This is a genomic window from Blastococcus xanthinilyticus (genome assembly GCF_008124835.1).
Taxonomy (GTDB): domain Bacteria; phylum Actinomycetota; class Actinomycetes; order Mycobacteriales; family Geodermatophilaceae; genus Blastococcus; species Blastococcus xanthinilyticus.
The window spans coordinates 326500-353413 of sequence record NZ_VNHW01000004.1 but is presented as its reverse complement, the minus strand read 5'-3'; the positions used below and the strand labels follow the sequence as shown (position 1 = coordinate 353413).

Annotated in this window: 31 protein-coding genes, 1 riboswitch and 1 other annotated feature; of the genes, 24 read left to right on the top strand and 7 right to left on the bottom strand. The window is 70.4% G+C overall.

Annotated features, from left to right (window positions below; translation table 11 throughout):
- Positions 1-224: 224 nt before the first annotated feature.
- Positions 225-563, top strand: a complete 339-nt coding sequence (locus tag BD833_RS08845; protein WP_166532739.1) for a hypothetical protein — start codon at positions 225-227, stop codon at positions 561-563.
- Between the two features lie 89 nt (positions 564-652).
- On the opposite strand, the gene BD833_RS08840 is transcribed toward BD833_RS08845, so the two are convergent.
- Both BD833_RS08840 and BD833_RS08835 read right to left on the bottom strand, forming a co-directional pair.
- Positions 653-1588, bottom strand: coding sequence for a M56 family metallopeptidase (locus BD833_RS08840; RefSeq protein ID WP_166532738.1), 936 nt, complete (start codon positions 1586-1588; stop codon positions 653-655).
- Entirely contained in the window at positions 1585-1947 is a 363-nt protein-coding gene (locus BD833_RS08835; RefSeq protein WP_166532737.1) for a BlaI/MecI/CopY family transcriptional regulator, read from the bottom strand. Before BD833_RS08835 ends, BD833_RS08840 begins: the two co-directional genes overlap by 4 nt.
- A 281-nt stretch (positions 1948-2228) precedes the next feature.
- Positions 2229-2385, top strand: a riboswitch (cyclic di-AMP (ydaO/yuaA leader).
- 44 nt (positions 2386-2429) lie between these two features.
- Between BD833_RS08835 and BD833_RS08830 the strand changes: the two genes are divergently transcribed.
- The 9 genes from BD833_RS08830 (at position 2430) to BD833_RS08790 (ending at position 8246) form a co-directional block, all read left to right on the top strand.
- Positions 2430-3446, top strand: a complete 1017-nt coding sequence (locus BD833_RS08830) for a C40 family peptidase (RefSeq protein ID WP_166532736.1) — start codon at positions 2430-2432, stop codon at positions 3444-3446.
- A gap of 131 nt (positions 3447-3577) precedes the next feature.
- Positions 3578-4006 carry a hypothetical protein gene (locus BD833_RS08825; protein WP_166532735.1) on the top strand — a complete coding sequence of 143 codons (429 nt, stop codon included), beginning with the start codon at positions 3578-3580 and terminating at the stop codon, positions 4004-4006.
- An 81-nt stretch (positions 4007-4087) separates the two neighbouring features.
- A complete protein-coding gene (locus tag BD833_RS08820) occupies positions 4088-4723 on the top strand; it encodes a DUF305 domain-containing protein (protein ID WP_166532734.1) in 636 nt (211 codons plus the stop codon).
- 180 nt (positions 4724-4903) lie between these two features.
- The gene (locus tag BD833_RS08815) at positions 4904-5464 is read left to right on the top strand and encodes a TlpA family protein disulfide reductase (RefSeq protein ID WP_243737538.1); all 561 of its coding nucleotides are present in this window, start codon (positions 4904-4906) and stop codon (positions 5462-5464) included.
- On the top strand, positions 5461-6219 hold the full coding sequence (locus BD833_RS08810) for a cytochrome c biogenesis CcdA family protein (protein WP_243737537.1): 759 nt from the start codon (positions 5461-5463) through the stop codon (positions 6217-6219). Before BD833_RS08815 ends, BD833_RS08810 begins: the two co-directional genes overlap by 4 nt.
- 97 nt (positions 6220-6316) lie before the next feature.
- Positions 6317-7210, top strand: a complete 894-nt coding sequence (locus BD833_RS08805) for a F510_1955 family glycosylhydrolase (protein ID WP_243737536.1) — start codon at positions 6317-6319, stop codon at positions 7208-7210.
- A 207-nt stretch (positions 7211-7417) separates the two neighbouring features.
- Positions 7418-7687: a metal-sensitive transcriptional regulator gene (locus BD833_RS08800; RefSeq protein ID WP_166532782.1), complete on the top strand. Its 270-nt coding sequence runs from the start codon at positions 7418-7420 to the stop codon at positions 7685-7687.
- Between the two features lie 67 nt (positions 7688-7754).
- Complete coding sequence (locus BD833_RS08795; protein WP_166532733.1) at positions 7755-8021, top strand: heavy-metal-associated domain-containing protein; 267 nt, start codon at positions 7755-7757, stop codon at positions 8019-8021.
- A 54-nt stretch (positions 8022-8075) separates the two neighbouring features.
- On the top strand, positions 8076-8246 hold the full coding sequence (locus tag BD833_RS08790) for a hypothetical protein (RefSeq protein ID WP_166532732.1): 171 nt from the start codon (positions 8076-8078) through the stop codon (positions 8244-8246).
- Positions 8247-8580: 334 nt separating this feature from the next.
- Here BD833_RS08790 and BD833_RS08785 read toward each other — a convergent pair whose 3' ends face one another.
- Positions 8581-9177: a DUF305 domain-containing protein gene (locus tag BD833_RS08785; protein ID WP_166532731.1), complete on the bottom strand. Its 597-nt coding sequence runs from the start codon at positions 9175-9177 to the stop codon at positions 8581-8583.
- 679 nt (positions 9178-9856) lie between these two features.
- A complete protein-coding gene (locus BD833_RS08780) occupies positions 9857-10264 on the bottom strand; it encodes a four-helix bundle copper-binding protein (protein ID WP_166532730.1) in 408 nt (135 codons plus the stop codon).
- A 116-nt stretch (positions 10265-10380) separates the two neighbouring features.
- Here BD833_RS08780 and BD833_RS08775 point away from each other — a divergent pair, with 116 nt between their 5' ends.
- The 9 genes from BD833_RS08775 to BD833_RS08735 all read left to right on the top strand — a co-directional run bounded on the left by BD833_RS08775 (position 10381) and on the right by BD833_RS08735 (position 19343).
- Positions 10381-10758: an ArsR/SmtB family transcription factor gene (locus BD833_RS08775; RefSeq protein ID WP_166532729.1), complete on the top strand. Its 378-nt coding sequence runs from the start codon at positions 10381-10383 to the stop codon at positions 10756-10758.
- A 164-nt stretch (positions 10759-10922) separates the two neighbouring features.
- Entirely contained in the window at positions 10923-11264 is a 342-nt protein-coding gene (locus tag BD833_RS08770; protein WP_208092449.1) for an NADH-quinone oxidoreductase subunit A, read from the top strand.
- Positions 11255-12511 carry an ICP22 family protein gene (locus BD833_RS08765; protein ID WP_166532728.1) on the top strand — a complete coding sequence of 419 codons (1257 nt, stop codon included), beginning with the start codon at positions 11255-11257 and terminating at the stop codon, positions 12509-12511. Before BD833_RS08770 ends, BD833_RS08765 begins: the two co-directional genes overlap by 10 nt.
- A gap of 49 nt (positions 12512-12560) precedes the next feature.
- Positions 12561-13442 carry an NADH-quinone oxidoreductase subunit H gene (locus tag BD833_RS08760; protein ID WP_243737534.1) on the top strand — a complete coding sequence of 294 codons (882 nt, stop codon included), beginning with the start codon at positions 12561-12563 and terminating at the stop codon, positions 13440-13442.
- 10 nt (positions 13443-13452) lie between these two features.
- Entirely contained in the window at positions 13453-14034 is a 582-nt protein-coding gene (locus BD833_RS08755) for an NADH-quinone oxidoreductase subunit J (RefSeq protein WP_166532726.1), read from the top strand.
- Positions 14031-14348 (top strand): NADH-quinone oxidoreductase subunit NuoK, encoded by a 318-nt coding sequence (locus BD833_RS08750; RefSeq protein ID WP_208092447.1) that lies wholly within the window; start codon positions 14031-14033, stop codon positions 14346-14348. Before BD833_RS08755 ends, BD833_RS08750 begins: the two co-directional genes overlap by 4 nt.
- Positions 14345-16282 carry a proton-conducting transporter transmembrane domain-containing protein gene (locus BD833_RS08745; RefSeq protein ID WP_166532725.1) on the top strand — a complete coding sequence of 646 codons (1938 nt, stop codon included), beginning with the start codon at positions 14345-14347 and terminating at the stop codon, positions 16280-16282. Before BD833_RS08750 ends, BD833_RS08745 begins: the two co-directional genes overlap by 4 nt.
- 2 nt (positions 16283-16284) lie before the next feature.
- Complete coding sequence (locus BD833_RS08740) at positions 16285-17883, top strand: complex I subunit 4 family protein (protein ID WP_208092445.1); 1599 nt, start codon at positions 16285-16287, stop codon at positions 17881-17883.
- Between the two features lie 5 nt (positions 17884-17888).
- Positions 17889-19343, top strand: coding sequence for an NADH-quinone oxidoreductase subunit N (locus tag BD833_RS08735; RefSeq protein WP_208092467.1), 1455 nt, complete (start codon positions 17889-17891; stop codon positions 19341-19343).
- A 92-nt stretch (positions 19344-19435) separates the two neighbouring features.
- Here BD833_RS08735 and BD833_RS08730 read toward each other — a convergent pair whose 3' ends face one another.
- Both BD833_RS08730 and BD833_RS08725 read right to left on the bottom strand, forming a co-directional pair.
- Positions 19436-20500: a response regulator transcription factor gene (locus BD833_RS08730; RefSeq protein ID WP_166532723.1), complete on the bottom strand. Its 1065-nt coding sequence runs from the start codon at positions 20498-20500 to the stop codon at positions 19436-19438.
- Positions 20497-20808, bottom strand: coding sequence for a hypothetical protein (locus BD833_RS08725; protein ID WP_166532722.1), 312 nt, complete (start codon positions 20806-20808; stop codon positions 20497-20499). Before BD833_RS08725 ends, BD833_RS08730 begins: the two co-directional genes overlap by 4 nt.
- A gap of 295 nt (positions 20809-21103) precedes the next feature.
- Here BD833_RS08725 and BD833_RS22675 point away from each other — a divergent pair, with 295 nt between their 5' ends.
- From BD833_RS22675 to BD833_RS08705, 4 genes are all read left to right on the top strand, one after another.
- On the top strand, positions 21104-21802 hold the full coding sequence (locus BD833_RS22675) for a translation initiation factor IF-2 N-terminal domain-containing protein (RefSeq protein ID WP_208092443.1): 699 nt from the start codon (positions 21104-21106) through the stop codon (positions 21800-21802).
- A gap of 1190 nt (positions 21803-22992) precedes the next feature.
- Positions 22993-23247, top strand: a complete 255-nt coding sequence (locus BD833_RS08715; RefSeq protein ID WP_166532721.1) for a hypothetical protein — start codon at positions 22993-22995, stop codon at positions 23245-23247.
- Positions 23248-23556: 309 nt separating this feature from the next.
- Positions 23557-24330 carry a hypothetical protein gene (locus tag BD833_RS08710; RefSeq protein ID WP_166532720.1) on the top strand — a complete coding sequence of 258 codons (774 nt, stop codon included), beginning with the start codon at positions 23557-23559 and terminating at the stop codon, positions 24328-24330.
- Positions 24331-24446: 116 nt separating this feature from the next.
- Positions 24447-25127: a class F sortase gene (locus BD833_RS08705; RefSeq protein WP_166532719.1), complete on the top strand. Its 681-nt coding sequence runs from the start codon at positions 24447-24449 to the stop codon at positions 25125-25127.
- A 180-nt stretch (positions 25128-25307) separates the two neighbouring features.
- Here the strand turns inward: BD833_RS08705 and BD833_RS08700 are convergent, their stop codons facing one another.
- Positions 25308-26042, bottom strand: a complete 735-nt coding sequence (locus tag BD833_RS08700; protein ID WP_208092440.1) for a GAF and ANTAR domain-containing protein — start codon at positions 26040-26042, stop codon at positions 25308-25310.
- A 166-nt stretch (positions 26043-26208) separates the two neighbouring features.
- Between BD833_RS08700 and BD833_RS08695 the strand changes: the two genes are divergently transcribed.
- Positions 26209-26526: a transposase gene (locus BD833_RS08695; protein WP_166532718.1), complete on the top strand. Its 318-nt coding sequence runs from the start codon at positions 26209-26211 to the stop codon at positions 26524-26526.
- Positions 26487-26599 (top strand) — a sequence feature (AL1L pseudoknot). It overlaps the preceding gene by 40 nt.
- Positions 26600-26914 lie beyond the last annotated feature (315 nt).

Below are 26914 nucleotides of genomic sequence, written 5' to 3'. Positions count from 1 at the left end.
AGTCAGACCGCCCCGGACCCGGCGTCCGTGCCCCGCAGCCTGCCCGGGAGGGACCGGTTACGGGAGCCCGATTCCATCAATGCATGAGGTGTGTCAGGTCGGAGGGGGTGGGGTGACGCCTGCTCTGGTCGCCGGGTTGCTGGGGGTGACGCTCAGGTCGGCAGCCGTGTCATGAGGCCGTGTGACGATCCGGCGGTCGGTCGGATGGACGAGCGGAGGAAGCGGTGGTCAGGATGGTGAGTCGGCAGGCGGCGGCGCTGACGAAGGCGCGGGAGCGACGACGCGCGCTGGACGTCGCCCGCGATGAGCACGATCGTCGGGTCGAGGAAGCGACTGCGGAGGCGCTGGTGGCTCTGGAGGCGCGAAGCGAGGCGGAGCAGACCTTGGCGGCGGCGACGGCGGCGCTCGGCGAGACGCTGCGCACGTTGCTCGCCGAAGACGTGCCGGCCGAGCGGGCGGCCGCCCTACTGGACCTGGACACCGCCGAGATCCAGCGGCTGACGAAGGCGGCCGACCGGCCATCGCCCACTGCCGCGAAGCCGGTCGCGCCGCTGACTTCCTGACTTGCCGCAGCTGCCCGAGCAACGTGGGGCTGCTGAGGTGACTCGGGTGACGGTTCAGGCCGTCCCGGTCGAATGGAGCGCGGGGTGGATCAGGCGAAGGCACACTGCACGGCGCTCACGGCCAGTGCTGCGGTGGCGGTGGGCAACAGGAGCGCGCCGGCCGCTACCGCGGAGCAGCCAGCCAGGCGGCTGAGCACACTTCCCCCGATGCTGCCGGTGGAGAGCCGTTGGAGTCGCGCCGCAGTCAGGCGCCCGGCCATGGCGAGAGCTCCGACGGGCAGCGGATGACCAGCCAGGCGAGACAAGGCTTCGTGAACCGCGGACGGTCCACAGCGGCGGGCTGCCTGGCTGTCCGCGGCCAATTCGACGAGGTCGCGCGCGGCGTCGGGCGCCGCACGCAGCAAGGGGCACCACGGCAGCGCCAGGGCGAGTGTCTCGACGATGGCCAGGATGAGGTGGTGTCGGCCCCTGAGGTGAGCGCGTTCGTGCTCAAGGGTGGCGTGCACGGCCGCAGGCGTCAGTTGATCCCGCAACCCCCGGCTCATGACGATCAGACCAGAGCGTCCGCCGATGGAAAGTGCCAGGGGGCGCTCGTCCTCGATCCAGAGTGGGTCCTGCGTCCGGCAGCCGGCGGCCAGGAGGCGCAGCTGCTGTAGGTGCGGGGCGTTGCGCCGTCGATGCCGGAGTCTTCCGTGGACTACGAGGCCGACTCTGGCGACGACGAACGTGGCAGCCACCACGCCCGCGGCGGCGACAGCCTCCGCGGTCCCTGGCAGGACTCCGGAGGAGAGGGCCATCCAGCAATTTCCGGCCAGGCCGAAGGCGCCGGCATGATGCTCGTCGACGGGCAGGGCCACCAAGCTGAGCATGGCGAACAGCGAGGCGACGAAGCCGAGCGTCGACAGAACCCAGCCGGTGAGCAGGATCGTTGGATCCACGCGCCGATCCGCGAGCCACATCGGCACGCGGTGGCCGTGCCAGCCGAATAGCAGAGTGCCGGCGACGAGAGCAACGAGCGCGGTCATAGTTCGGAGCTCCGCTTGGAGAGGCCGTCACGCAGGACTTGAGATTCCTCGTCGGTCGCGGTTGCGGCGAAGTGCAGCAGGACTGACCGGGGATCCTCCGAGGCCTCGAGGATCTCTCGCAGTGACGCCGCAGCGGCTGCTTCCCGGCTTCGTGCCGGGAGGTAGCTGTACGCGCGGCCGACCGCTTCGCGATCCACCATCCCCTTGCGGTGGAGCGTGCTCAACACCGTCATGACCGTGGTGTAGGCCAGGTTCCGCGTCACGGGCAGTCGTTCGAGAACCTCCCGCACGGTCAGTGCGCCGTCGGCCGACCACAGGATGCCCATGACGGCCGCCTCCAGTTTGCCCAGCGGTGGCACCGGTGCTCCTTCGTTAGTGCCCGAGCACGCTCTCCATGCCAGGAGCGGTGGAGTCGTGTCCGGATCGGGCTTGTGCGCCCGGCGGTTCATCGGTCGCCGCACCCTACTGGCAGTCAGCGAGAGAGGACCTCCACCCAGGATGGCCTCGGCGGCTCGCAAGGGCCGGGAAACGCGGGCGGACGGAGCAACAACTATTTGCCCCGCATAGTTGTCACGGAACGGTCACGGACCTATGTTGGCCAGGCCCGGTTCGGCAGTCGTCCTCCGCACACGGAGGGCCCGTCCGGGCGCCGCCGAACCCAGTACGGGCGACCGTCCGGGACCGGGGACCCATCGCAGTACTGGGGTGAATCCTGCGCGCCGAACTGTCGGCCGCAGGTAGGGCGTCTTCCCGCCCGAATCCGTCAGCTAACTCGGTAGGCGGCCACTGGAAGACAGGAGAGCCGCCCGACGTGGCGACTACCCATCGCGTGTGTACGCCCTTGCCCCGTTCCACCCGACACTGGCGGAAGCGCAGCCTGCTGCTTGCTGTCATCGCCGTCGTCGGGATCGATCTCGCTTCCGCCCCTGCCGCAGCGGCCCCGGGTGACCCCGCCACAGTGGAGGATGCAGCTTCTCTCGTCGCCGAGCGCGGCCACCAGCTGGAAGTCCTCACCGAGCAGTTCAACGAGGCGCGGGAGAACCTCCAGTCCCAGCAGGCCGCCGCGGCGGCAGCCGAGGACGAAGTCACCGCGGCCGAGGCGGAACTCGTCGTGCTCAGGGACCAACTGGCAGGCGTCGCACAGACCGCGTACACCGGAGACGGCTTCGGCGCCCTTCAGGCGTTCATGACCAGCGGATCCCCCGAGGAATTCCTCGACCGAGTCGCCCTCTTGGAGTCAGTGGCGGGTCACCACAACGACGTCGTCGACCGGGTCGCCAGGGCCCAGGCAGCGGCCGAGGAAGCGCAGGCGTCGGCCGAGAAGGCGGCTGCCGAGGCCCAGCAGCAGGTTGACAAGGTCACCGCACAGCAGGCAGGTCTCCAATCGGAGATCGCCGACTACCAAGCCCAGTACACGGCGCTCACCGCCGCTCAGCAGGAAGAGGCGGACGCCGCGCACGGCGGACGGACGCTGGCGGCGGCGCCGCCCAGTGCAGTGGTGGCCAACAGTGCTGCCGCGCAGACCGCCGTCGACACCGCGATGGCCCAGCTCGGGGACCCCTACGTCTGGGCCGCGGCGGGACCCGACTCGTTCGACTGCTCCGGGCTGACCCAATACGCCTTCGCCGCAGCGGGGATACCGCTGCCGCACTCCAGCAGGATGCAGGCCGCCACGGGGCAGGCGGTCTCGCGGGCGGAGCTCCAGCCCGGGGACCTCGTCTACTTCTACAGCCCGGTCAGCCACATCGGCATCTATATCGGCGGTGGCCAGATGGTTCACGCATCCACGTTCGGTGAACCCGTCAAGGTCGGCTCCGTCGACATGTCGGGTTACGCGGGGGCGCGACGCATCGTCTGAGGGCTGGGCCTCGAACAGTCGGCGGAGGCGGACCGCCTCGCCGGCCAGCCTCATGACGACAGGAAGTACTACGCGGCCTAGTAGTCTGGAGTCAGTCGTTGGGGGGTGGCATGTCGACGCGACGTATGTGGGTGCTGCTGCTGCTCGCTGCTGTCTTCTCCATGCGCGGTGTTCAGTGCATGGCGGCCGACATGGACGCCGGCCACGGGACGGCGGCATCTGCGATGACCGTGGTCCACGGCGCCGCGTTGGCAGAGCCGCTCTGGCCGGGCTCCACGGTCGTGGGGCATCAGTTGTCCGGCGTCGTCCCGGGCGGGGGCTCCGTCGCCGCCATGTCCGGTCTGCTGCACGAAAATCCGCCGATGCCCGGTGCCGCCTTCGGGGCGGTCTGTCTCGCGGTGCTGCTGACCGGCGTGGTCCTGCTGGGCGTGGCTGCGCTGGTCCGACGAGCGCCAGTGTCCATCGTCCGCGCCAGGGCGCCTTCTGCGCTGTGGCACACCTGGTGGTCCAGGCTCCCGCGGCCACCGGATCTCTCCGCTCTCTGTCTCCTCCGGATCTAGGCCGAGTGCCCAGACCCACCAGCCCATGTGCTCGGTCGGGTCCGTTCTGCACGCCTATGACACCAACCCAGGAGACTTGCAATGACGCGCACCACCGCTCGACTTGTCCGCCTTGCTGGCGGCCTCATGGCAGGCGCCATCGTGCTGGCGGGCTGCTCCAACGACGGCGAAGGCTCCAGCACCGCGAGCAGCTCCGAGAGCAGCGCCACCGCCGATACCTCGGCCGACGACGCCACCGCCCACAACGACGCCGACGTGGCCTTCGTCCAGGGCATGCTCCCGCACCACGAGGGGGCCCTCCGCATGGCTCAGCTAGCCGATGGCCGGGCCTACGACCCGAGGGTGATCGACCTGGCCAATCGCATCGAGGCCGCGCAGGGGCCGGAAATCGAGACGATGACCGGCTGGCTCGAAGCGTGGGGCGAGCCACTGCCCGAGGACGACATGGGCGGCATGGACCACGGCTCCGGCGGCATGGACATGGAAGGCATGACCGAGGAGGACATGACGGCGCTGGATTCCACCTCCGGCGCTGAGTTCGATCGCATGTTCCTCGAGATGATGATTCCGCACCACCAGGGCGCCGTGGACATGGCCGAGACCGAGATCGCCGACGGTTCCAATCCGGACGCCGTCGATATGGCCCGGGAGATCGTCGAGTCTCAGACCGCTGAGATCGAGGAGATGCAGACGCTGCTGACTGAGCTGGGCGGCTGATACCGCGACGGGTGGCGCTGTTCCGGATGCGGGACAGCGCCACTCGTCGACAGCTTCGCGCTTCGGCCGAAGGGCCGAACGCGCCCTCAACGTCAGCCTCTCCGTCTCGAAGGACTACTCATGCACGCTGGCATGCGTCGCCCAGTTGGATCTGTTCGTGCGTCTCGCCGTCTCGCACTCGTGGTCGTCTCGGCCCTGTTCGTCACCCTCACCGGTTGCTCGTCCAGCGACGTCGACCAGACGACGCCCGGGACTCGCTACGAGTTCAACGGCGCTACCCCTGCTGGCCAGGCGATCGAAGCCACCAGTCGCGCGGTCGCGCCATCCTTCAGTGGCGAACTTCTCGATGGCACCCCGTTCGACTCGGCCGACCTGGCTGGGGATATTGCCGTGATCAACTTCTGGGGATCGTGGTGCGCGCCCTGCCGCGTCGAGACTCCCGAATTCCAGGACGTCTACGCCGAGCTCCGTGACGAAGGCGTGCAGTTCCTCGGCGTAGACGTGAAAGACGACCGGCAGATGGCCAGCGCCTTCATGACCAAGGTGGACGCGGAGTATCCGTCGATGTTCGACCCGCGGGGCGAGGTCGCGATGGCCTTCCGTGGCTTCCCGGCCAACGTCGTCCCGTCGACCATCGTGCTCGACACGGAAGGACGAGTGGCTGGTGTCTATACCGGGGCCGTGACACGAGAAGACCTTCAGTCGGTGCTGTCAAGCCTCCTGCAGGAGACCGGAGGATGACCGACCTCGGAAGCATGTTCGCCGGCATCGTCACCGATGGGTCGTTGCTGGTGGCTTTCGCCGTCGCGGCGCTGGTCGGACTGATCAGCTTCGCCTCACCCTGCTGTCTGCCCCTGGTCCCGGGATACGTCGGCTACATCGCGGGGCTTGCCGGAACGGCCGTCGAAGCGGAAGAACCGGGGGGACAGAGAGCCGGACCCGCTCCCGGGACGGGGGCCGCAGCCGCCGAGGCCGGTACGGGCGCCGTCAGGACGGCGGTTCGCAGCCCCGACAGACGAAGGATGCTGATCGGATCCCTGCTCTTCGTCTCCGGCTTCAGCGCAGTGTTCATCTCTTTCGGCGCCCTGTTCGGTGGCCTGGGTCGGCTCCTGCTGGAGTGGGCGCCGGTGCTGACCCGGGTGGCCGGTGTCGTGACCATCGGCATGGGGTTGGCATTCCTCGGCGCCCTTCCCTGGTTGCAGCGGGAACGCCGTCTGCACCACCGGCCGTCCGGCGGCCTGGCCGGCGCGCCGGTGCTCGGAGTCGTCTTCGGGCTGGGGTGGACGCCGTGCCTGGGGCCCACGCTTGCCGCGGTCAACACCCTCGCCTATGCGGAGGCCTCCGCACTTCGTGGGGCAGTGCTCGGATTGGCCTATTACCTCGGCTTGGGAATCCCTTTCGTGGCGATGGCGCTCGGTGCCCGCCGCGTCGTGGGCGTATCGACCTGGGCGCGCCGACATGCCCGCACCGTGACACGGATCGGCGGCGGCCTGTGATCGTGCTCGGCCTACTGCTCGTCAGCGGGTACTGGGATGGATTGATGTTCTGGCTTCGGGCATGGCTCGCGGCCACGGGATGGGGAGAGTCATTTCTGTGACCGACAAGTACTCGCTGGCGGGGATGTTGCGGCGCCCCTTGGCGGTGACGGCAGCAGCGGCCGCCACCGCGCTGCTCGTCGCTGGTTGCACCTCCTCGTCCGCGCAGTCGGAAGCCGAGGCAACTGGAGCGACGGCCGGCATGCTGCCGTCCAGCCACATCCACGGTGTCGCGATCGACCCAGCTGACGGGCGACTGCTCCTGGCCACGCACGACGGGCTTTTCGAAGTGGGCGATGACGGAGAGTCGACCCATATCGGCCCGGTCATCGACCTGATGGGCTTCGCCGTCCGCGGACCGGGGCACTTCCTCGCCTCCGGGCATCCCGGGCCGGACGTCGATCTGCCAGAGCCGGTCGGACTGATCGAGTCGACGGACGGCGGCCGGACGTGGGAGGCCCGCTCCCGGCAGGGCGAGTCCGACTTTCATGCGCTGACGGTCAGCGACGCGGGGGTCCTCGGTTACGACGGCTCACTCGTGCGTAGCGCCGACGGTGACGAGTGGGAGCAACTACTGATACCGGCCGCTCCGGCGTCCCTTGCCGCGGCACCCGACGGGCGGACGGTCCTCGCTACCACCCAACAAGGTCTCCTCAGCTCCCTCGACAGCGGGGGCTCGTGGGTCCGGAACGACGGTGCGCCGCTCCTCCAGGTGGTCGACTGGGCTGACGACGGCATGAACGTCGCGGGGGTGGACCCGTCCGGTTCGGTGTGGACGAGCGCGGACGGAGCCATGACCTGGCAGCCGGGACCCCGGCTGGGATCACCGCCGCAGGCAGTGGCGGCAAGCTCCTCGGCGGAGGGCTCGCTGCGGATCGCCGTCGTCACGACTACGGCGCTGGTGGAGTCGGACGATGGCGGACTGACTTTCGATGTCGTCCTGCAGGACTGAGGCATGGCGGGGTGCCCGGCGCCTTGCGGGGCCCCCGCAAGCCCTCCGGGACCGTGCCGCCCGGGTCCTCCTCGAGGAGCGCTGAAAGTGTCTTGCGCTCCAACCCCCGGGGGGCATAAGTTCGACTTGTCGATACCGGTGGGGGGTATCTGAACCGCGGAGGAGGATGACACGGACCTCGCAGAGGCGGGCAGTGCTCACGGCTACATCCAGCGCAGGGACGACTACCTCAAGCGTCTTCGCCGGATCGAAGGGCAGGTTCGAGGCCTCCAGTGCATGGTCGAGGAGGAGCAGTACTGCATCGACATCCTCACGCAGGTGCCGGCGAGCACGAAGGCTCTCCAATCAGTCGCGTTCGGACTGCTCGAGGAGCACATGAGTCATTGCGTTGTGCGGGCGGCCGCAGTCGGCGGCGCCGAAGCCGACGTGAAGATCCGCGAGGCGACCGAGGCCATCGCCCGCCTGGTCCGCTCCTGAGACGAAACCACCCGAACCAGCACCCACGCCAATGCACGCCCACAAGGAATCGAAAGGACCATCCGAGATGAGCACCGCCACGTACAAGGTCGTCGGCATGACCTGCGGCCACTGCGTCAACTCCGTGACCGAAGAGGTCAGCCAGGTTCCCGGCGTCACCGACGTCAACGTCGACCTCGCCACCGGTGGACTCACCGTCAGCACGGTGGCCGATGTGGACGACGGTGCTGTGCGCGCCGCCGTTGAAGAGGCGGGCTATCAGGTGGCCGAGCCCGCCAACCTGCTGGCAGGGGCTGGTGGCCAGACGTCCGGGTGCGGCTGCGGCTGCAGCTGAAAGTGTCTGCGCCCGGAAGCCGGTCGCGCGGTACCGCTGGGGAGGGAGCTTCATGTGAGCACTCCGGCCAAGGTCGACGCGTACCTGGCGGGTTTCCTCATCGTCTTCGCTGCGGCCACCGGCCTCGGCGGCGTCGTCGGGCCCGTCGGTCCGGCTGGTGACCAGCCCCCGTCACCGGCACATACCGACGTCCGTCACGCGGGCGGCGGCACCGCAGGCAGCTGACCGAAACCGGCCTTGTGCCGGCACGGCCGGGGCGGTGCCCTTCGGGAGGCGCCGCCCTGCGGGTGCCGGACGTGGCGCAACTGGGCATCCTCATCAAAGGCCCGAAGGTGCTGGAGTCCACCCTCAGGGTCGACACCGTCGTCCTGGACCAGACCGGGACCACCGGCCGGATGCCCCTGCTCGAGTCGTCCCCGTCGCCGGGGAGGACGCCGATGACGTCCGACCCTGGGTGACGGGGTTCGTGGCATTCACACCACCGCCGACCAGCACGGTGAGGACTACATCCACCACTTAGCCCACCACCGTCATGGGCATGTGGCCGGCCTTACCGCGATCACTCCGACGCGCAGTCCCGCAGGGCCGAACCCTCGAAGTCGGGGACGGCGCGGGCCTGCGCCTCCTCGGCCGTGGCGGCCTCCCCGTTCTCCTCGATGTCCTGGATCAGCCACTCCATCTCGGCGATCTCGCGCTCCTGGGCCTTGATGATCTCGACGGCGAGCTGGCAGACGCGGACGTCGGTGATCTCGGCGCGCTCGGACCGGGTGATTGCCAGCGAGTGGTGCGGGATCATCGCGCTCATCCAGGCGGAGTCCTGCACGGTGGTCTGGCTGCGGTCCAGCGCGATGCCGCCACCCAGCAGCAGCAGGCTCGCCGCCACGATGGCGATGTTGCCCTTCAAGTTCTTGTACATGTTGAGCATCCACGCGAGCATGATCAGCCCCATGGTGCCGCCCATGGTGACCGCCATGAACACGCGGCTCTCGCTGAACCGGACGTGGCTCCACTCCCACGTGCCGGCGAACATCGTGAAGTACATGACGACCATGGACGTCGTGATCATGGCTGCGAAGCGCAGGTACATCTTCGTCTCGTGGGACATGCCGCCGTCCTGACCGTGTTCCTTCGCCTCGTCGCTCTTCTTGGTCGCCATGGATCCGATCTCCGTCCTTGCTGTCGCCGGTGGGGGAGGAACTCCGAAAACCAATGACTGCGCCGTCACGCGAGCCGTTCGCCGCAGCCGGTGACGTCACATGTGCGTGGTTGCAGCAGCCCGCGGCCGCGGCGCCGGACCGCTGCATGGGTAGACGTTGGTCGATTGGAGTACGTCGGTCGATTGGAGTACGTCGGTCGTCCGCATGCCCGTACGGTCGTACGGATAAACCGGAGAGCCGACATTGCGGTCGGAGCAGCTGGCGTTGTGCTCACGAAGAACTCGCTATCAGCGCCCGGAGGGGTGTACCCGTTGGCGGCGTCCCGGAAGAGCCTTCTGAGTTCCATCGACGCAGCGCCTTCGCAGTCGTCGGGTGGGTGCAGCAGTCCCTTGCGGACGACTACGCCGTCGAGGTCCACGCTGGTCGGGGATGACTTGTCCGGCATCGACCGGGCGACACAGTGCGCGACGTCGGACGACTGGACGAGGAGTCCGACGAGGTGGGCGTCTGCGGAGGCGATGGCGTGCGGGTTGTTCATTGACCACGGCGCCCTCGTCAAGTCGTTCGGTGGCAGCTCGACCTCTAGTGCGCCGCTGGAGCGTTGGTTCGGCCCCGGGGCGTCGTCTAGGCCGCCCCTGGCCTTGGCGCCTCCGGGGCCGACCTACCGTGCAGTCTCCGTCAGCCCAGTGAGCTGATGAGGTCTCGGCACGCCTGCTCACAGCGCCGGCAGGCCTCGGCGCAGACTCGGCAGTGCTCGTGCATCGAGGCGTGGCTCTCGCACTCGTCGCCGCACGCCTTGCAGGCGGCCACGCAGGCCTCGAGGACCGCGCGGGTGAGGTTGGCGTCGTAGCCGGTGTGCCGGGAGAGCACGCGGCCGGTGGTGTGGCAGATGTCGGCGCAGTCGGTGTTGATGCGGATGCACTTCGTCAGCTCGGCGACCATGTCTTCGCTGAGGCAGGCGTCCGCGCAGGCGGTGCAGGCCTGGGCGCACTCGAAGCAGGCCTCGATGCAGGCCAGCAGTTTCTGCTTGTCCACCCCCCCGAGGTCCTTGGGGTAGGTGTCGAGCATCTGGGCTGCCACGGTCATGGTTACTCCTGGGGTCTCGGCGCCGGACGGCTCGGATGCCGTTCGGGACTGTCGCCGACAAACTCGGCGTACCCGCAGACCCGTACGGGTATGAGCGGCCTGGAGGTGTTTCTCGAATGTCCGAACCTGGCCACGCCCATCCGGTCGACCCGGAACGTGTCGCGCACGCCCGAGCTCGCCTGCCCAGTCGGGAGGAAGCCGCCCAGCTGACCAGCGTGCTGAGCCTGATGGCCGATCCCACCCGGGCCCGCGTGCTGTTCGCGCTGGACATGGTCGAGGAGCTCTGCGTCGGCGATCTCGCGCTGGCCCTGGAGGCCAACGAGGACGCCGTGGGGTACGCGCTCCGGTTGTTGCGCACGGCGGGACTGGTGACCAACCGGAAGCAGGGGCGCGTCGTGTACTACCGCCTGGCAGAGGGTTTCCCCGAGCCACTGCGAGAGCACTGCCTGCGTCAGTTGGTCGTTCTCTCGGAAGCGGCGCCGGACGACGACTGACAGTTGGTGTGTCGGGTCCGGCGCAGTTGCCAGGCGGGGGCGGTCGTCGCCGCGCGAACGTCCTCGGCCACCCCTACAGTCGGCCACACCCGGACGTTCGTGCGGATGTTGTGCCGTTCGCGGCCCAGTCCCTGCTGTTCCCGTCGGAAGGCGAGGAGAGCGACATGGTTGCGCTGCTTTCGATGGCTGCCTTGATCGTGGCCGGGATCGTCGGGTTGTACGCGCTGTCGGCGGCGTTGCGCACCGCCCGGGAGCCCGCCGTCGTCCTGCCGTACGAGTCAGGCCTGCTCCCACAGCAGCACGCCGTCTCCCGCTACCACGCGCGGTGGTACGCGGTCACGGTCCTCTTCCTGGCCTTCGACATGGAGATGATTTTCATGTACCCGTGGGCGGTCGTGGTCGCGGACATGGGGGCGACGGCCGTCGTCGAGATGTTCGGCTTCCTCGCCGTGCTCCTCGTCGGTGTCACCTACGTCTGGCGTGAAGGTGCGCTGCGATGGACCTGATCGCCCGACTGCGGAACTGGGCGCTGGCGAGGCCGCGGGTACTGCTCGTCGATGCCCCGGCCGCGACCAAGCTCCGGTGGTCCGTCGAGGCCGAGCTGGACCGGCGCGGCTGGCCGCGCGCCCTCTCACCCGCGGACACTGACCTTCTGGTCGTCCTAGGGCAACCCGGACCGGAGCTCGCAGAAGCCGTCGACGTGCTCTGGAGTCAGGTTTCCGAGCCGCGGCACCGAGGGGACGTGCAGCGCCCCAGCGACGTCGGGGTCGCTCTGGACGAGGGCCGAGCTGTCCTGATCCGGCGGGCCGGATCAGGAATGAAGAAGGACGACCGGCCAGCGCCGCCCTCGTTGCTCGGAAAGGACAAGAACGAGGACGCCGACGACGAGGGCATGGACCACGGGAGTGGTCATGAGGGCATGGACCACGGGAGTGGTCATGAGGGCATGGACCACGGGAGTGGTCATGAGGGCATGGACCACGGGAGTGGTCATGAGGGCATGGACCACGGGAGTGGTCATGAGGGCATGGACCACGGGAGTGGTCATGAGGGCATGGACCACGGGAGTGGTCATGAGGGCATGGACCACGGGAGTGGTCATGAGGGCATGGACCATGGGATGCATCACGGTGGTGAGGTGGCCGGGCTGGCGATGGCCTCGACCGGCCCGGACCGCGACGGTCTCGAACTCGACGTCCTCAAGGTGGCGCTTGGGCCGGTGCTTCCGGGCTGGCCGACAGGTCTGGTGCTGCGGGCGGACCTGCAGGGCGACGTCCTCACCTCCGCAGAGCTGGCTTGGCTCGATGCCGACGCCCGCCCGGCCGTAGAACCGGATCGCGCCCACGAGGAAGCGGCGCTGGACCGCCTCGCCCGCTTCCTCGACGTGGCCGGCTGGCCGACGGCCGCCCGCGACGCGCGCCGCGCCCGGAACGGGATGGCCGAGCGGGCCAACCGAGATGAGGCGCAACGTCTCGCCGAGGCCGTGACGCGGCGGGTGAGCCGTTCGCGGACCTTGGCGTGGACGGCCGGCGGCATCGGGAGACGCGGGTCCGGGGGAGACGTCCTGGACCGGGTCAGGCGTTGGTGCGACATGGCGTCGGGGCAGTCGGTCGAGGACGTGCCCGCGATGTCACTGGACGGCGTCGCGGCCCTGGTGGAGGGCGCGGAGATCGGGAGCGCACGGTTGATCGTGGCCAGCCTCGATCTCAGCCCCGTGTCCGCGGTGTCGGCTCCGGAGCACCTGCATGTCTGAGCAGACTCTGGCGGAGGCGTGGGGACTGGTCCCGGCAGTCCTCGGGATCGTGGCGGTCGGTCTGGTCCTGGGCCTCGTGGTGGCGGCGGTCGACCGCGTCGTCGTCTCCGGGGCACCGAGGGCCGCTGTCGAGCCGATCCGCTCGAGCGCACGCCTGCTGTTCGAGCAGCGACGAACGACTCTGGCGCCGGATCGGTTGCTGTGGCGGATCGGGTGCGTTGCCGTGCCGACGCTGGCGCTGCTGTCTCTGGCGGTGGTGCCCGTAGGCGGTCGGACGTTGTGGTCGACCAGCGCCGATCTCGTGTGGTTCAACGCCATGGAGGCGTTGCTGTGGGCGGCGGTGTGGCTGGTCGGCTGGGGCCCGAACGCGGTCCATGCGCTGACCGGTGGATACCGGTTCCTCGCGCAGGGCTTGGCGTACGAGCTGCCGCTGATGTTCGCGCTCATCACGGCCGGCCTGGCAGCGGGTTCCCTGCGGGCGACGGACATTTTCGCCACCCAAGAGAATCTGTGGTTCGTGGTGACGATGCCGGTCGCCTTCGTCGTCTTCGTGGCCAGCGCCGCGGCCTTCGCGTTCTGGGGCCCGTTCGCCGCACCCGCCGGTCCGGACATCGCCGGCGGCGTCGCCTCGGAACTGTCCGGGGTGGACCGGCTGCTGGTGGAGGCCGGTCGCGTCGTCTTCCTCGGCGCGAGCGCGGCCATGGCGGCGGCGCTGTTTCTCGGCGGCGACTCCGGGCCCTGGTTGCCCGGCCCGCTGTGGCACCTGCTGAAGACGCTGGCCGTCGTCGCTGCTCTGGTCTGGGTGGGACGACGGATGCCGGTGCTGCGGCCCGACCGCACGGTGGAGGTCGGCTGGATGGTTCTCGTTCCGCTCACTCTCCTACAAGCGCTGGTCGTCGCCGTGCTCGTCCTGAACGGGTTCTACGCATGAGGAGGACGGCATGCTGAGCGATCTGTCCGGCTGGGCGATCGCGGCGGTCGCCGCCCTCGGTGTCCTCTCGGTCGCGGCCGGGGTCGCCGTGTTCGTCGTCGACTCGATGGCGCGGGCGACCTTCGCTCTGCTGGCGTCGTTCCTCGCCGTGGCGGGCATCTTGCTCGCCCTCGACCTGGTCTACCTGGCCGTCGTGACGGCGCTGATGATGACGATCGAGATGGCGATCATGGCCGTCTTCATGATCATGTTCATGATGAACCCGGCCGGGCTCATGCCGATGACGATGGTGCACAACGCCAAGGGTTCGGCCGTGACGGGTGCGGGTGCGTTCGTCGTCCTCGTCGTCGGCATCTGGACGATCGACTGGCCCACGCGGGACGCCTCCCGCCCGGCTGACAGCACCCGCCAGCTCGGCGAGGCGATCATGGGCAGCCACATGCTCGTCATGCTGGTGATCGGCATCGGGCTGTTCACCACGATTCTGGCCGGCACCGTCCTGGCCACCTCGCGCGGCCGTTATGACCGCTTCGGCGCCGATCTGACGGCGAAGCGTCCGGACGACCCGGTGCCCGGGGGCCTGCCCCGATGACCGCCGAGCTGGTGCTGCAGATCGTGCTGACCGTCGCCGCCGGCCTGGTCGGTGTCGGACTGTTCGGGGCGTTGTCCCAGCAGACGATCGTCATGGTGATGATGGGCCTCGAGCTCGTCCTCAACGGCGTGCTGCTGGCCGGGGGAGCGGCCTGGTACTTCCTCGCGCCGGAGCTGCCCGACACCCAGGTGCTCGTCGTCGTGGCGCTGGTGGTCATGGCGGTGGAGATGGCCATGGGTTTCGCCGTCACCGTCGCCTTCTACCGAGCCCGGCAGCTCGACATGATCGACATGGCCTCGGACCTGCGCGGATGAGCGCCGTCCTCGGCGCTCTGGTGCTGCTCCCCGCCCTGACCGGCGCGGGGCTGCTGGTCGCCGGTCGGCGGGCCGACCGCGCCGCCGGTCCGCTGGCCGTGGCCGTCACCGCGGCAGGTGTGGTGGTGGCTGCGCTGGTGGCCGGCGCACGGCCGCGCCTGTCGGTGCCGTTCCTCGGCATCGTCGACGGCGGAGATCTGCGCCTGGTCGTCGACGGGCTCTCCGCCGTGCTCGTCGTCCTGGTCGCGGGGATCGCCCTGCTCGTCACCGCCTTCGCCGTCGCGGACGTGCCGGGGGACGCGGCCCGAGCCCGCTTCTTCGGCTTCCTGCTGCTGTTCGTCGCGGCGATGCTGGCCACGGTCACCGCTGCCACCCTGCCCGCGCTCCTCCTGGCGTGGGAGGTGATGGGTGCGACCTCCTTCGCGCTCATCGGCTTCCGGTGGGAGGAACGCGGCAAGCTCGCCGCCGGCACCCGAGCCTTCGTGACCACCCGCGCCGGGGACCTCGGTCTGTACGTCGCCGCCGGGGCGGCGCTGGCCGCGACCGGGAGCCTGGTGCTGGCAGACCTGGAGCGCGCGGACGGAGGCTGGGCGGACGTCGCCGCCGCCGGCGTGCTGGTCGCCGCGCTGGGCAAGTCGGCGCAGCTGCCTTTCTCGGCCTGGCTCTCGGCCGCGATGCAGGGGCCGAGCCCGGTGAGCGCGCTGCTGCACTCGGCCACGATGGTGGCCGCCGGCGGATACCTGCTGATCCGGATGCAGCCCCTGCTCGCCGCGACCGGCTGGGCCGCAACGGCGGCAGCGTGGACCGGGGCGCTGACGGCGCTGGTCCTGGGTGCGGTGGCCGTGGCGCAGACCGACCTCAAGCAGCTGCTCGCGGCCAGCACCGCCGCGCAGATCGGCTTCGTCGTCCTCGCCGCCGGGGTGGGCGCCACCGCCGGCGGCACCGCCCAGCTGGTCGCGCACGCCGCGGTCAAGGCCGGCCTGTTCGTCGCCGCCGGAGCCTGGCTCACCGCGCTCGGCACCAAGCAACTGGCCGGACTCCGGGGCGCCGCCCGTCGGTACCCGGGAATGGGGGCAGCGGCCACCGTCGCTGCCCTCGCGCTGGCCGGTGTGCCGCCGCTGTCGCTGTGGGCGACGAAGGACGAGGTACTCGCCGGTGTCGACGGAACGGCGCTGAAAGTGGTGGGCCTGGCCGCCGCCGCGGTCTCGGCGGTCTACGCCGGTCGGATCCTGGCCGTCGTCCTCGCCAGACCGGCCGGGGACGAGGCGTTCGACGAGGAGGAGCCGGGCACCCGGCGCATCCCGGCCCTGACCACGGTCGTCGCCGGCGTGCTCGCCGTGTCCGCCGCCGGGCTGGGTGTGCTCGCGCTGCCGGCCGTGGCCGAGGAACTCAAGGCGGCCCTCGACGCGGAGGGCGAGCCGTCCCCGGGACTGGGGGAGCTGCTGCTCTCCGGGGCGCTCGCGCTGGTGGCCCTGGGGCTGACCGTCGCCGTGGTCCGGGCCCGCCCTGCCGTTCTGGAGCAGCTCTCCCGGGGTCCGCTGGCCTCGTGGGCCGGGCTGGGACGGCTGTTGTCGCCCCGGCCGGCCATGGCTGTCGGCCGCGCTCTGGCAGTCGTCGACGAGGAGCTGATCGACCGGGCCGTCATGGGGGTGGCCCTCGGCGCCCGTCGGCTCGCCGGTATGGCGTCCCGGGCGGACGACAGCGTCCTGGACGGCGCGGTGTCCGGTGTCGCCGCGGCTACCCGCCGCACCGCGGCCGGCTCCGCGCGCATCGACACCGGCGTGGTGGACGGCCTCGTCCGTGCGACGGCGCGGGCGTTCCGCCGCGCGGGGAGCGCCGCCCGCCGTCCGCAGACCGGGCTGCTGCATCAGTACTACGCCCAGGCCGTCGTCGGTCTGGGGTTCCTGCTCGTCCTGCTGCTCGTGGTGAGGTAGTCGTGCTGCTGACCGTCGTGATCTTCCTGCCGTTGCTGGCTGCTGGTGTGCTGCTGGCAGTCCCGAGGATCCCCAGTCGCGCGGCGATCGGCGTGTGGATCGCCGCCTCCGCCGTCGACCTGGCGTTGATCGGCTGGATGTGGTGGCGTTTCGAGCCGGGGGAGGGCGCCGCCGGGGTCGTCGACGGTTTGGCGTACGAGGCCGACCTGCAGTGGATCCCGACCGTCGACGCCGGTTACCACGTCGGAGTCGACGGGCTCTCCTTGCCGTTGCTGGCGCTGACCGGGGTGCTGTTCCTGGCCTGCGGGATCTACTCCCTGCGCGAGCCGGACCGGCCGCGCATCTACGCGGCGCTGTTCCTCTTCCTGCAGACCGCGTGTCTGGGCACGTTCGCCTCGCTGGACCTGATCCTGTTCTTCGTCTTCTTCGACCTGTCGATCGTCGGGATGTACTTCGTCATCGCCGGCTGGGGGCATGGCAACGCCCGGCGCAGCGCACTGAAGTTCTTCCTCTACACGTTCATCGGGTCGCTGGCGCTGCTCGTGGGCTTCATCGGGCTGTTCCTGGGCAGCGAGGAGCGCACCTTCGACATGGTGGCGCTGGCCGCGAACCCGCCGCTCGCGGACTCCCCGGTCGCCGGCGGCCTGGTCCTGCTGGCGATCGGCCTGGGGCTGGCGGTGAAGACGCCGCTGTTCCCGTTCCACACCTGGCTGCCCGACGCGCACACCGACGCCCCCGCCGCCGGGTCCGCCGTCCTCGCCGGCATCCTGCTCAAGCTCGGCACCTACGGGTTCGTGCGGATCGCCATGCCAATCCTCCCCGAGGCCTGGCAACGGTGGGCCATGGTGGCCGTCGTCGTCGGGGTGATCAGCGTGCTGTGGGGCGCCTTCGTGGCGCTGGCCCAGACCGACGTCAAACGCATGATCGCCTACACCTCGGTCAACCACATGGGCTACGTGCTCCTCGGCCTGGGCGCGGCGGGCCTCGTTGCCTCGGCTGATGAGGGGGCGCGGACCGTGGCCACGGTGGGGGCGATGTACCAGATGGTCAGCCATGGCCTGCTCACCGGCGCGCTGTTCCTGCTCAGCGGCGTGCTGTGGTCCCGCGGGCACACCTACGCCTTCGACCGCTGGGGCGGCCTGGCGCGGCCGGCGCCGGTCTTCGCCGCCTGCCTTGCGGTCGCCGCATTCGGCTCTCTGGGGCTGCCCGGCTTCTCCGGGTTCATCGCCGAGTTCCAGGTGTTCACCGGCGCGCTGCAGGCCGCGCCGGTCGCTACGGTGATCGCCGTCCTGGGCATCCTCGTGACGGCCGGGCTGTTCCTGCTGGCCCTGCAGCGGCTGCTCACCGGCGACACCGTCGTCCCGTCCGAGACGGAACCGGATGAAATGGGTGGGGGCCCGGTTCCGGGGCGGACCGACGGCGGCGCGGTGACTGCCACCCTGCCGCGGAAGGCGAGCCGAATGGCAGACCTGCGTGGACACGAGATGGCCTCGATCATCCCGCTGCTGGCGCTCGCCCTGATCCTCGGCCTCTTCCCACGCGTGCTGCTGGACGTCCTCGAGCCGGCCGCCATGGCAGTGGCGGAGCTGGTGGGCCGGTGACCGGCATGGGGGACGAGCGGGTGCTCGCCCTGCTGCCCGAACTGCTCCTGCTTTTCGGCGCGGTCGGCGGCCTGTTGCTGGGCCTCTGGACGCCGCAGCACCGGCAGTGGCGGGTCCGACTCCTGGTCACCGTCGCCTGCCTGGCCAGCGCGGTTGCGGCTGCTGTCGCGCTGCCCGAGCCGGCGGAGCGGGTGTTCGAGGGCACCTGGGTCGTCGACACCACCACCGGCGTCGTCCGGATCGTCGTCGCGCTCGGCGTGGCCGTCCTCGTCTGGCTGGCGTCGGCCTCGCTGGGCGGACACCCGCGGGAGACCGAGGCGTACGTCCTCATGCTGCTCGGCGGACTCGGCAGCATCGCGCTGGCCGCCAGCGGCGACCTGCTACTGCTCGTCGCCGGCTACCTGCTGGCCAGCGTCCCGCTGTACGCGCTGGCCGGCTTCGCCAAGGACTCCGCAGGCGTCGAGGCGACGATGAAGTACTACCTCATGGGTGCCTTCGTCGGCGTTCTCCTACTGGTCGGCGTCGCCGCCCTGGTGCTCGCCGCCGGTACGACCAGCTACGTCGACCTCGCCGTGCTGCTCCCGGACGCCTCCCCGGCCCTGCTCGCGGTGGGCATCCTCGGCGTGCTGGCCGGCGTCGCCTTCAAGGCCGGCGCCGTGCCGGTGCACTTCTGGGTCCCCGACGTGACCGCCGGCACCACACCGCCGATGGCCGCCTACATCACCACGATCCCCAAGATCGGCGCGGTCGCCGCCGCCTTCCGGCTGCTGGCCGAGCCGTTCGCCGGCGTCCCGCTGGACGTGCCCCTGCTGGTCGCGGTCATCGCCGCAGCCAGCATGACCCTGGGCAACCTGGCCGCCTTCAACCAGACCGACGTCCTCCGACTGCTGGCCTACTCCACGGTCAGCCAGGTCGGCTACCTGTTCATGGTCGTCGCCGTCGCCGCGCGCACCGGCCTCGCCGTCCCGGCCTTGGCGATCTACCTGGCCGGCTACGCCGTCACCAACATCGGCGCCTTCGCCGCCGTCGCGGCGGCCCCCGCGGCCCGCACGATCACCGACTGGGCGACCGCAGTTGGCCGCCACCGATGGCTGGTCGTCAGTCTCGTCGTCTGCCTGCTTGGGTTGGTCGGGACACCACCGACCGCGGTGTTCGTCGGCAAGCTCGCCGTGTTCGTCGCGGCCTGGGACGGCGGGCTTGCTTGGTTGGTGGTCATAGCAGCCATCAACACGGTGGCGAGCCTCTTCTACTACTTGCGCTGGATCGCCCCCGCCGCTACGAGAGTCGCCGCCAGCGAAAGCACGACGGCGGCTGCTCGAAGGAATGGCCCGGGCACCTCCGGGGAGACGGCGCAGCGTGACGTGCTCGAGCCGATCGTCGTTCTCCATGCGGCCGCCGTCGTATCCCTGCTTCTCGGCATCGGGTCGGGGGCCTGGCTCACCGTCGTCCTGCCGAGCTGACTGTCCGCACCCGGTCGCCGGAGTTCATGGCGTGCCGTACAGGGCGGCAGCCGTGCCGGCGCTGCCCCTCGACGACGCCGTGCCGCACATGGTCATGCGGCGTTGATGGACGCACGCCGGCGGGAGATCGTGCGCTTGGTCGTGGCGAGTTGCTGGGCGATGTCGCGGATGGACTTCCCCCGTTCGGTGAGGCGTCTGACGACTTCGTCCTGCTCAGCGGGAGTCAGGTGCTCGAGGCGGATGCCGTCGCCGGCGAGGGCGCGCTCGATGGCGATCTCGTCGAGGTCGTCGTCCTTCTCTGCGTGCCCAGCGTGGTGTTGAGGCTCTGGGTCGGTGTCGATGTCGTCCCAGGCTAGGGGTGGTAGCCAGCCGCGTTCGGCGGCGAAGGCGCGGGCGGCGTCGGCGGCGGCGCGCTGGTCATCGGTGGACTGCCGTGGGTGCAGGTTCCACAGCTGTTCGTAGAGGGCGCTGACGTCCTGCGTGGTTCGCGCGGTGACGGCGTCGCTGAGCATGCTGCGTCGGAGGCCGGCGGAGCTTCGGCCGAGCCTGGTGGCCAGCTCGTCGTGGGGCCATCCGATGGCGATCAGGGCCTGCAGCCGGCGACGAGTGCCCGTGGCGACGACGTGGCTGCGCGGCGCCCGGTTGGCCTGGTCTATCCGGATGCGCAAAACACGATGGGCGGTCTGGGGTCGGACCCGCTGGATGCCTGGGTTGCCGTCGCGTCCGGGGTCGGCCAGTTCGCGGACGTGGCTGGTGGAGATGCCCGCGAGCAGGGCGATCTGCTCGACGCCGATGCCGGCGACGCGTAGCGCGCGGATGTGCTCGCGCACCGGCGCCGCGTCCACGAACGGCCGCCAGCGGCCGAAGGCCTGCTCGCGGTGCACGGCACGACCGGCCGCAGTGTTGGCGGCGGTGCAGTCGGTGCATCGGCAGCGGTCCTTCACATAGGCGGCACGGGTTCCGTGTACGTGCCGAGCACGCGGATGGGTGCAGTCCCGCTTCACCCGACCCTGGGCGCGCTGGACACGGCGACGAGTTCGCTCGGTGGCCTGCTGGTGCTTCGCACAGGAATGGCGCGCGTGGTGGACGTCGGCGAGGGCGTCGCTGGCGTACGTGCCGCTGTAGCCGCAGACCGGGCAGGTCCGGGTGGCGCTCATGCCCCGCCCCATGGACATCCGGCGACCGGCTGACCGGTGTGGCCCCGACCGGGTACGCCGGCCCTGGCAAGGACGTCCTCGATCCAGTCGGTGCGGAGGCTGCAGGCGTCTCCGACGTGGTCGTCGAAGGCCATGGCCGTGAACTGCTGGACGGTGGCGGCCCACTCCCGGTCGGACAGGGGCCGCTCGAGGTGAGCTTCGACAGTGGGCCGGTCGACGTAAGCGATGCTGGCGCCGATGACGTCGGCCAAGTCGGTGAGCAGCCGGTGGGTGGCGCCGCCGTAGCTGTCGACGAAGGCCTGCAGCACGGCGCAGCCAGCAGAGGAGACGTGGGACGGTGCCGGCGCAGGGGCTGCCGTTGTTCGTCGTCCCGGCTGACCGCACATCCCTGCTCCGCTGGTGAGTAGTCGCTCTCACCGGGAGAAGGCGCTATTCAGAGCCGTTTGGTGACACCCCGCCGAGAATCGGAAGAAGTCGCGGGGCACGGGAGAGATGGCTCCTCATCGGAGTGTCGGGCGAGGAGCCCGTGGAGTTGTCGTACAGGTGTGCGAGCCTCGGAGGCGTCTTGTCCATCCGCAGTTCGCTCGGAGGGAGCGGCACGGGATGCCAGGTAAGGCCCGCGTACACGAACTCGCCAAGGAGTTCGGAGTCGATAGCAAGACCCTGCTCGCCAAGCTCAAGGAGCTGGGCTTCTTCGTGAAGTCAGCGTCCAGCCTCGTCGAGGCGCCGGTGGCCCGACAGCTTCGGGAGTCCCTCCCGCACGCTCAACGGTCAACGTCGCCGCCAGGTCGTCCAGCTCCGCGATCAGCGGTGCAGGAGCACGCTGCCCCGTTGCCGCCCGTGAGACGGACGTCGTCTGCGCTGCCACCACGGCCGCAGCCGCTGCCCGCCTTCCCAAGCCGCCGACCCAGGCGTGAGTGGTATCGCGGAACCCCGCCGGAGGGGCTCATCAAGTACCTGCTCGACCACTACGTCGTCTGGCGGCGGGATCCGGAGGGGAGGCCGCCGGGTGGCTCCTGCTCCTACTTCGATGACGAGGTCCGCCAAGCGAGAGACCTCTCGGCCGAGTGGGCGCCGACTCTTTTCGATGGCCTCGAGTTCGCGGACATCGTGCGGTGGGTGCGGGAGGGTGCACCTGCCAAGCACGCGGGCGATCTGCACCGAGCGGGCATCCGGCCGGAGGAGCTCAGTTGGTCGTACGAGGACCGAGGCGCCGAGCCCCTGAGCATGCGACTGATCCGTGGTCAGTGGACGGTGGAGATGGTCGTCAACGAGGTCGAGCGGCGGCGTCAACTGAGGTGATGCGGCGCTGGCCCGCCTCGCCAGCGGTGAAGCGGGCCAGTCTTGCCTTGGCGTTCGCCTCAGTCTCATCTTCCGTCCCGCCCTAGTAGCAGGTGGGCCGAAGCGGATCAGGCGGGGGCATTTGGGGCCCACTGAGACGGCCGCCGGGAAGGAGAGTGGAGGGTGCTCGTCGATGTCGCGGGGTCCCGCCACAGGCACTCTTTAGGCACCCAATACCCCCGCAACCAGCCGTCACGAGCCGTCGCAGCCAACGCTTTGCACCGTCTCTGACCTGCGCTTTCAACGCGCGCCAACGCGAGCAAACGTCTCAAGATCAAATCGCAGGGTTATAGGTTCAAGTCCTATCGGGGGAGCACTTCCAAGCCTGGACCAGCGAGTTTTCCGGTTGCGGCCCCTCGTCGTGGCGTCGCCCGCAACTGTCGGGCATCCTCTAGGCATCCGAAGCGGATGAGGAAGATGCCGTGGGCCGGCCACCGCTCCCGCTCGGCACGCACGGCAAGGTCCTGTTCATCGCGCAGCCGAGCGGGCAGGTCAAGGCCCGGGCGAAGTTCCGCGACTTCGACGGCCGGGTCCGGCTGGTGTCCAAGGTGGGCCCGTCGCGCGCCGCCGCCGAACAGGCGCTGAAGGCCGAGCTCACCAGTCGCCAGGCTCCCGGTGGCGTCGGCGCGATCACCGCCGCAACAGGAATGGCCACGTTGGCCGGGTCGGATCGGCCCCGGCGCAAGCCGTTGATGCCGCTGCTGATGGCCATGAAGGTGGCCTCCGACGTCGCCGTCGACATCAAGCTCGCGGGGAGGAGCGGGAGGACAAGGCGTTGTGCGCCTGGTGCCAGGCCGCCACCGCGATCTCCGGCGTCTCGCTCGCCCTCGCGCTGCCCGAGGCTCTTCGGGCGTGGCGAAGCCTGCGAGGGCGCTGAGACGACGACTCGCTGCCGTTCTCGACGCCCCTTCGCCTCGCCCCATGCCCGGTCAGCGAGCGGAGTGCCCAGAGAGCCACGAGTGGGGAGGGAGCTGCGGTCCGCCGTCACCGGGGCCGCCGACGCGTCCGGCGACCCGACGGTCGCGTTCGGGATCGGCCCTCGCGCCGCGCTGTCGGTGCCTCGGCGGGCTGCCCGACGGCTCCTCCACCACGGCCCACGCCGCTGCGCTGCTGGCCGACAGCGCCACGCACACCGTCCGGCTGAGGCAGCGATGAGGCCCGCTCGGCGCGTCCTCGTCGTCGGCGGTGGGCGCAACGGGCTGGTCGCGGCCTGCTACCTTCCCGCGCGGCGGTGCCGACGTGCGCGTGCTGGAGCAGTCCGACCGGCTGGCGGTGGTGCGCAGACCGAGGAGGTCATCCCGGGGCACCGCTTCGACAGCCACTCCGTGGCGCACAACATCATCCAGGCCACCGGGATCACCGAGGAGCTCGACCTGGCCGGGGTCGGACTGGCGGAAGGCGACTGAGACCGCCAGCCGGTGACGTTCGGTCAGCCCCCGCTTGCCAGTAGTCATGGTCGTCATAAAACCGTAACGGGCAATCTGGTCGCAGGCAGTTTGCTAGCTGGATCGACGCGGGCATGTGATCAACCGTCAGATGGAGGCGCGGGATCTGGCGCTGCGTTCGCAGCCGGGGGGACCCGCTCGCCACTTCGAGGTCGATGCCTCGATGGCGGTGGTGCAACAACGTGCCTCTCCACCATCCCGGAGCCGGTTCACGGCCGCCTCCGACGCTTCCGTCCTTCCGGACGGTGGCGCCCAGACAAAGGAGTCTCCATGCGCAAGACCCTCGCAGTCCCCGCCGTCGCGATCGCGGCCGCGGCGTTCCCGCTGCTCACCATGAGTGCGGCCAACGCCGCCCACGACGGCAGCTACCAGGTGTCGCTGGGCGCCTTGAACGACTCCGGAGTGACCGGCACGGGCATGATCACCCTGAACGGTGACCAGGCCGATGTGACCCTCACCGTGGACGGCGCCCTGGCCGGCTCACCGCACGCCCAGCACTTCCACATCGGCGCGCAGGGTGTCTGCCCGCCGGCCAGTGCGGACAGCGACGGTGACGGCATCGTCACCACCGCCGACGGCATCCCGTTCTACGGGGAGATCGGCGCCTCGCTGACCACCGAGGGCGACACCGGCGCGGACAGCGGCCTGGCGGTCGACCGCTTCCCGGTGCCCGAGGGTGACAGCTACACCTACGAGCGGACCTTCACCATCGACCAGGCCACCCAGGAGGCCTTCGGCGCGGGGAACGCGGTCGTCGTGGTGCACGGCATCGACGTGAACGGCAACGGCGAGTACGACGCCGAGGCCGGTCAGAGTTCGCTGGACCCGTCGCTGCCGCTGGAGGCCACCGCCCCGGCCGCGTGTGGCGTGGCGAACGCCTCGCAGATGGGCCAGATGCCTGCTGGTGGGGCTGACACCGGTGCCGGCGCGACCAGCGGTATCGAGAACGAGACCGCGATCGGCGTGGGTGCCCTGGCTGCCGCCGGTGCGGTCGCGGCGGGTGCCGTCGCCTACCGCCGTCGTCAGGCCACCGACCAGGCCTGATCGACCGGCTGACCGCTGCCGCGCCGAGCAGGCATCCCCTGCTCGGCGCGGCAGGGTCGCGTTCCCCCACCGCCCTGACCCCGGCGGTGTCGAGCCCGCTTCGAGGAGGCGTCGGAATGGTCCGCGGCACCCGCGCCGTCGGCGCGCGCACCTGGGTGCTGCTCGCGCTCGCCCTCGCCGTCGTCGCGGCGGTGGCCCTCGGGGTGGCGCTCACCGGTCAGCAGCAGGTTCCGCAGCCGCCGGTGAGCGCCGCCCCGTCGCTGCCGGCAGCGACCCCGGCACCCACGCCGTCCGGCCCGCCCGCGCCCGACCCGGCGCCGGCAGCCGCCGAGGTCGCTGAGCCGGTGTCCTTCCGGATCCCCGCGCTGGGCGTGGGCAGCGACCTGCTGGAACTGGGCCTGCAGGACGACGGCACGGTCGAGGTCCCGCCGCTGGACGCCGTCGACGTGGCCGGCTGGTACCGCGAGTCGCCGGCGCCCGGCGCGGTCGGCCCGGCCGTCCTGCTGGGGCACGTCGACTCCGCGGAGCACGGCCCCGGCATCTTCTTCGAGCTCGGGGCGCTGACACCGGGTGCCGAGGTGGAGGTGGCGCGCGAGGACGGGACGGTGGCCGTCTTCGCCGTCGACCGGGTCGAGCGCTACGCCAAGGCCGACTTCCCGACCCTGCGGGTGTACGGGAACACCGCGGATCCCCAGCTCCGCCTGATCACCTGCGGCGGCGAGTTCGACCCCACCGCCCGCAGCTACGAGGACAACATCGTCGCCTACGCGACCCTCGTGGACACCCGTTCGGCCTGAACTCGCCCAGCTCGTCCGAATTGGATGGCGGCCCGCCGTGTCGGACGGTGCGTCCACCGTCACGCGGCTCCACGTGAGAGGAGGCCCCCAGGCGCTGATCCCGCCCGACCGGGATCGCATGGGGCGCCTGCACGCCTAGCAGCTCGATGGGTGGGGCCAGACCTTCCAGCTCGCGTCCGGCTACCCGGAGGTGTCGGCGTCCAGGGACAGCTCTGCAGCCGGCACCCGGCGGGTGATCACCCGCGCGGCGAGGTCGTCCAAGGAGAGCCCGTCGGCATACGCGTGGGCGCGCAGCAGGGCCAGCGCATCGGGGCTGGGGATGCTCAGCGCCGAGTTCACGAAGCCGATCGCCTGCCACACCATGGATCGCCGTTCCGCAGCCGGGGCGTCCAGCCACGCAGGGCCGTCCGACGAAACTCGGTCCCGCAGACTCTGCGCCTGCAGAACTGCGGCCACCTGTTCACTGACCTCCAGTGCATCCTGCAGGCTCAACGAGCCGACGTCGCGCGGCGGGACGACGTACAGATCCAGCGCACCGATGCCCCGCAGTTCGTCCCGCAGCGGCAGAGAGATGGTGCCCCGGATCGGGGTGCGGGTGACCAGCGGGTCGTAGTAGCCCGGCCACCGGGAGCGCAGCGTCGCTTCGTCGGCGATCACGATGTCACCGGTGGCGTGCGAGGTGAGGCAGGGCCCTTCGCCAGCGGTGAACTGCAGACGCTCGGCCTCGGCTGCGACCGGGTCGCTAGCACCCAGCGGCAGGCGCCGGTCCGAGGCGAAGAAAAGACTGATGCCGGCGCCGTCCACCGGCAGCACCCGGGCGCACGCCCTCGCGAGCCGTTCGGGTAGTAGCTCGGGGCCGGGCAGGTCGACCGCGGACGAGGCCAGCGCAGTCTGGAAGCGCTCGGTCAGAGTCACGAATCTCCTGAACTGATGCGCCGGCGTGCTGCGCGGTGCTCCGGCCCGCGTGGCTGACCGGCTGGCAGCGAATACCCGTGCGACCAGGGCGGGAAACAGAAGTAGCAGGCACCTTGTCCCGCCCCAGGTCTGATGGAGGCTCTCAATCCACGTGGGGATGAGAGTCATGGCGGCACCGAGGAAGTACCCCGACGAGCTGCGGGAGCGGGCGATCCGGCTGGCGGTCGACGCGCGGCGTGACCCGGCCACGCGGAGCGGGGCGTTGAAGCGGATCGGTGATCAGCTGGGGATCAACCCTGAGACGCTGCGCAACCGGGTCACCCAGGCCGAGATCGACGAAGGACACCGGCCCGGCACCACGACCGATGACGCTGCGCGGCTGGCCGAGCTGGAGCGGGAGAACCGGGAGCTGCGCCGGGCGAACGCAATCTTGAATAGCGCGTCGGCCTGCTTCGCGGCGGAGCTCGACCGCCCACAGCGGTGATGGCCGAGTTCCTCGACGCCCACCGGGTGAGCACGGGGTCGAGCCGATCTGCGAGCAGCTGCAGATCGCCCCGAGCACTTACTACGCCCACCGCAACCGGCCACCGTCGCCGCGGTCGGTGACCGACGCGGCCGCCACGGCGGTGATCGAGCGCTCGGCAACCTCCCGCCGATCACCCGCTGCACCAACGTCCCCGGGCAGTACGTCCAGTCCACCGCCAGCTGGAACTCCTCCAGCAGGTCCTCCGGTCCGGCAACGGCGCGCAGGCGGGCGCGGATGGTCGGCCGCAACGCGATGAAGTAGGTGACGTCGTCGGCTGCCAGCGCGGGCGTCGTCCGTCCAGCGGCTCGTCGGGCTCCGGGACGTTCGCCAGGTATGTCGCCGGGTC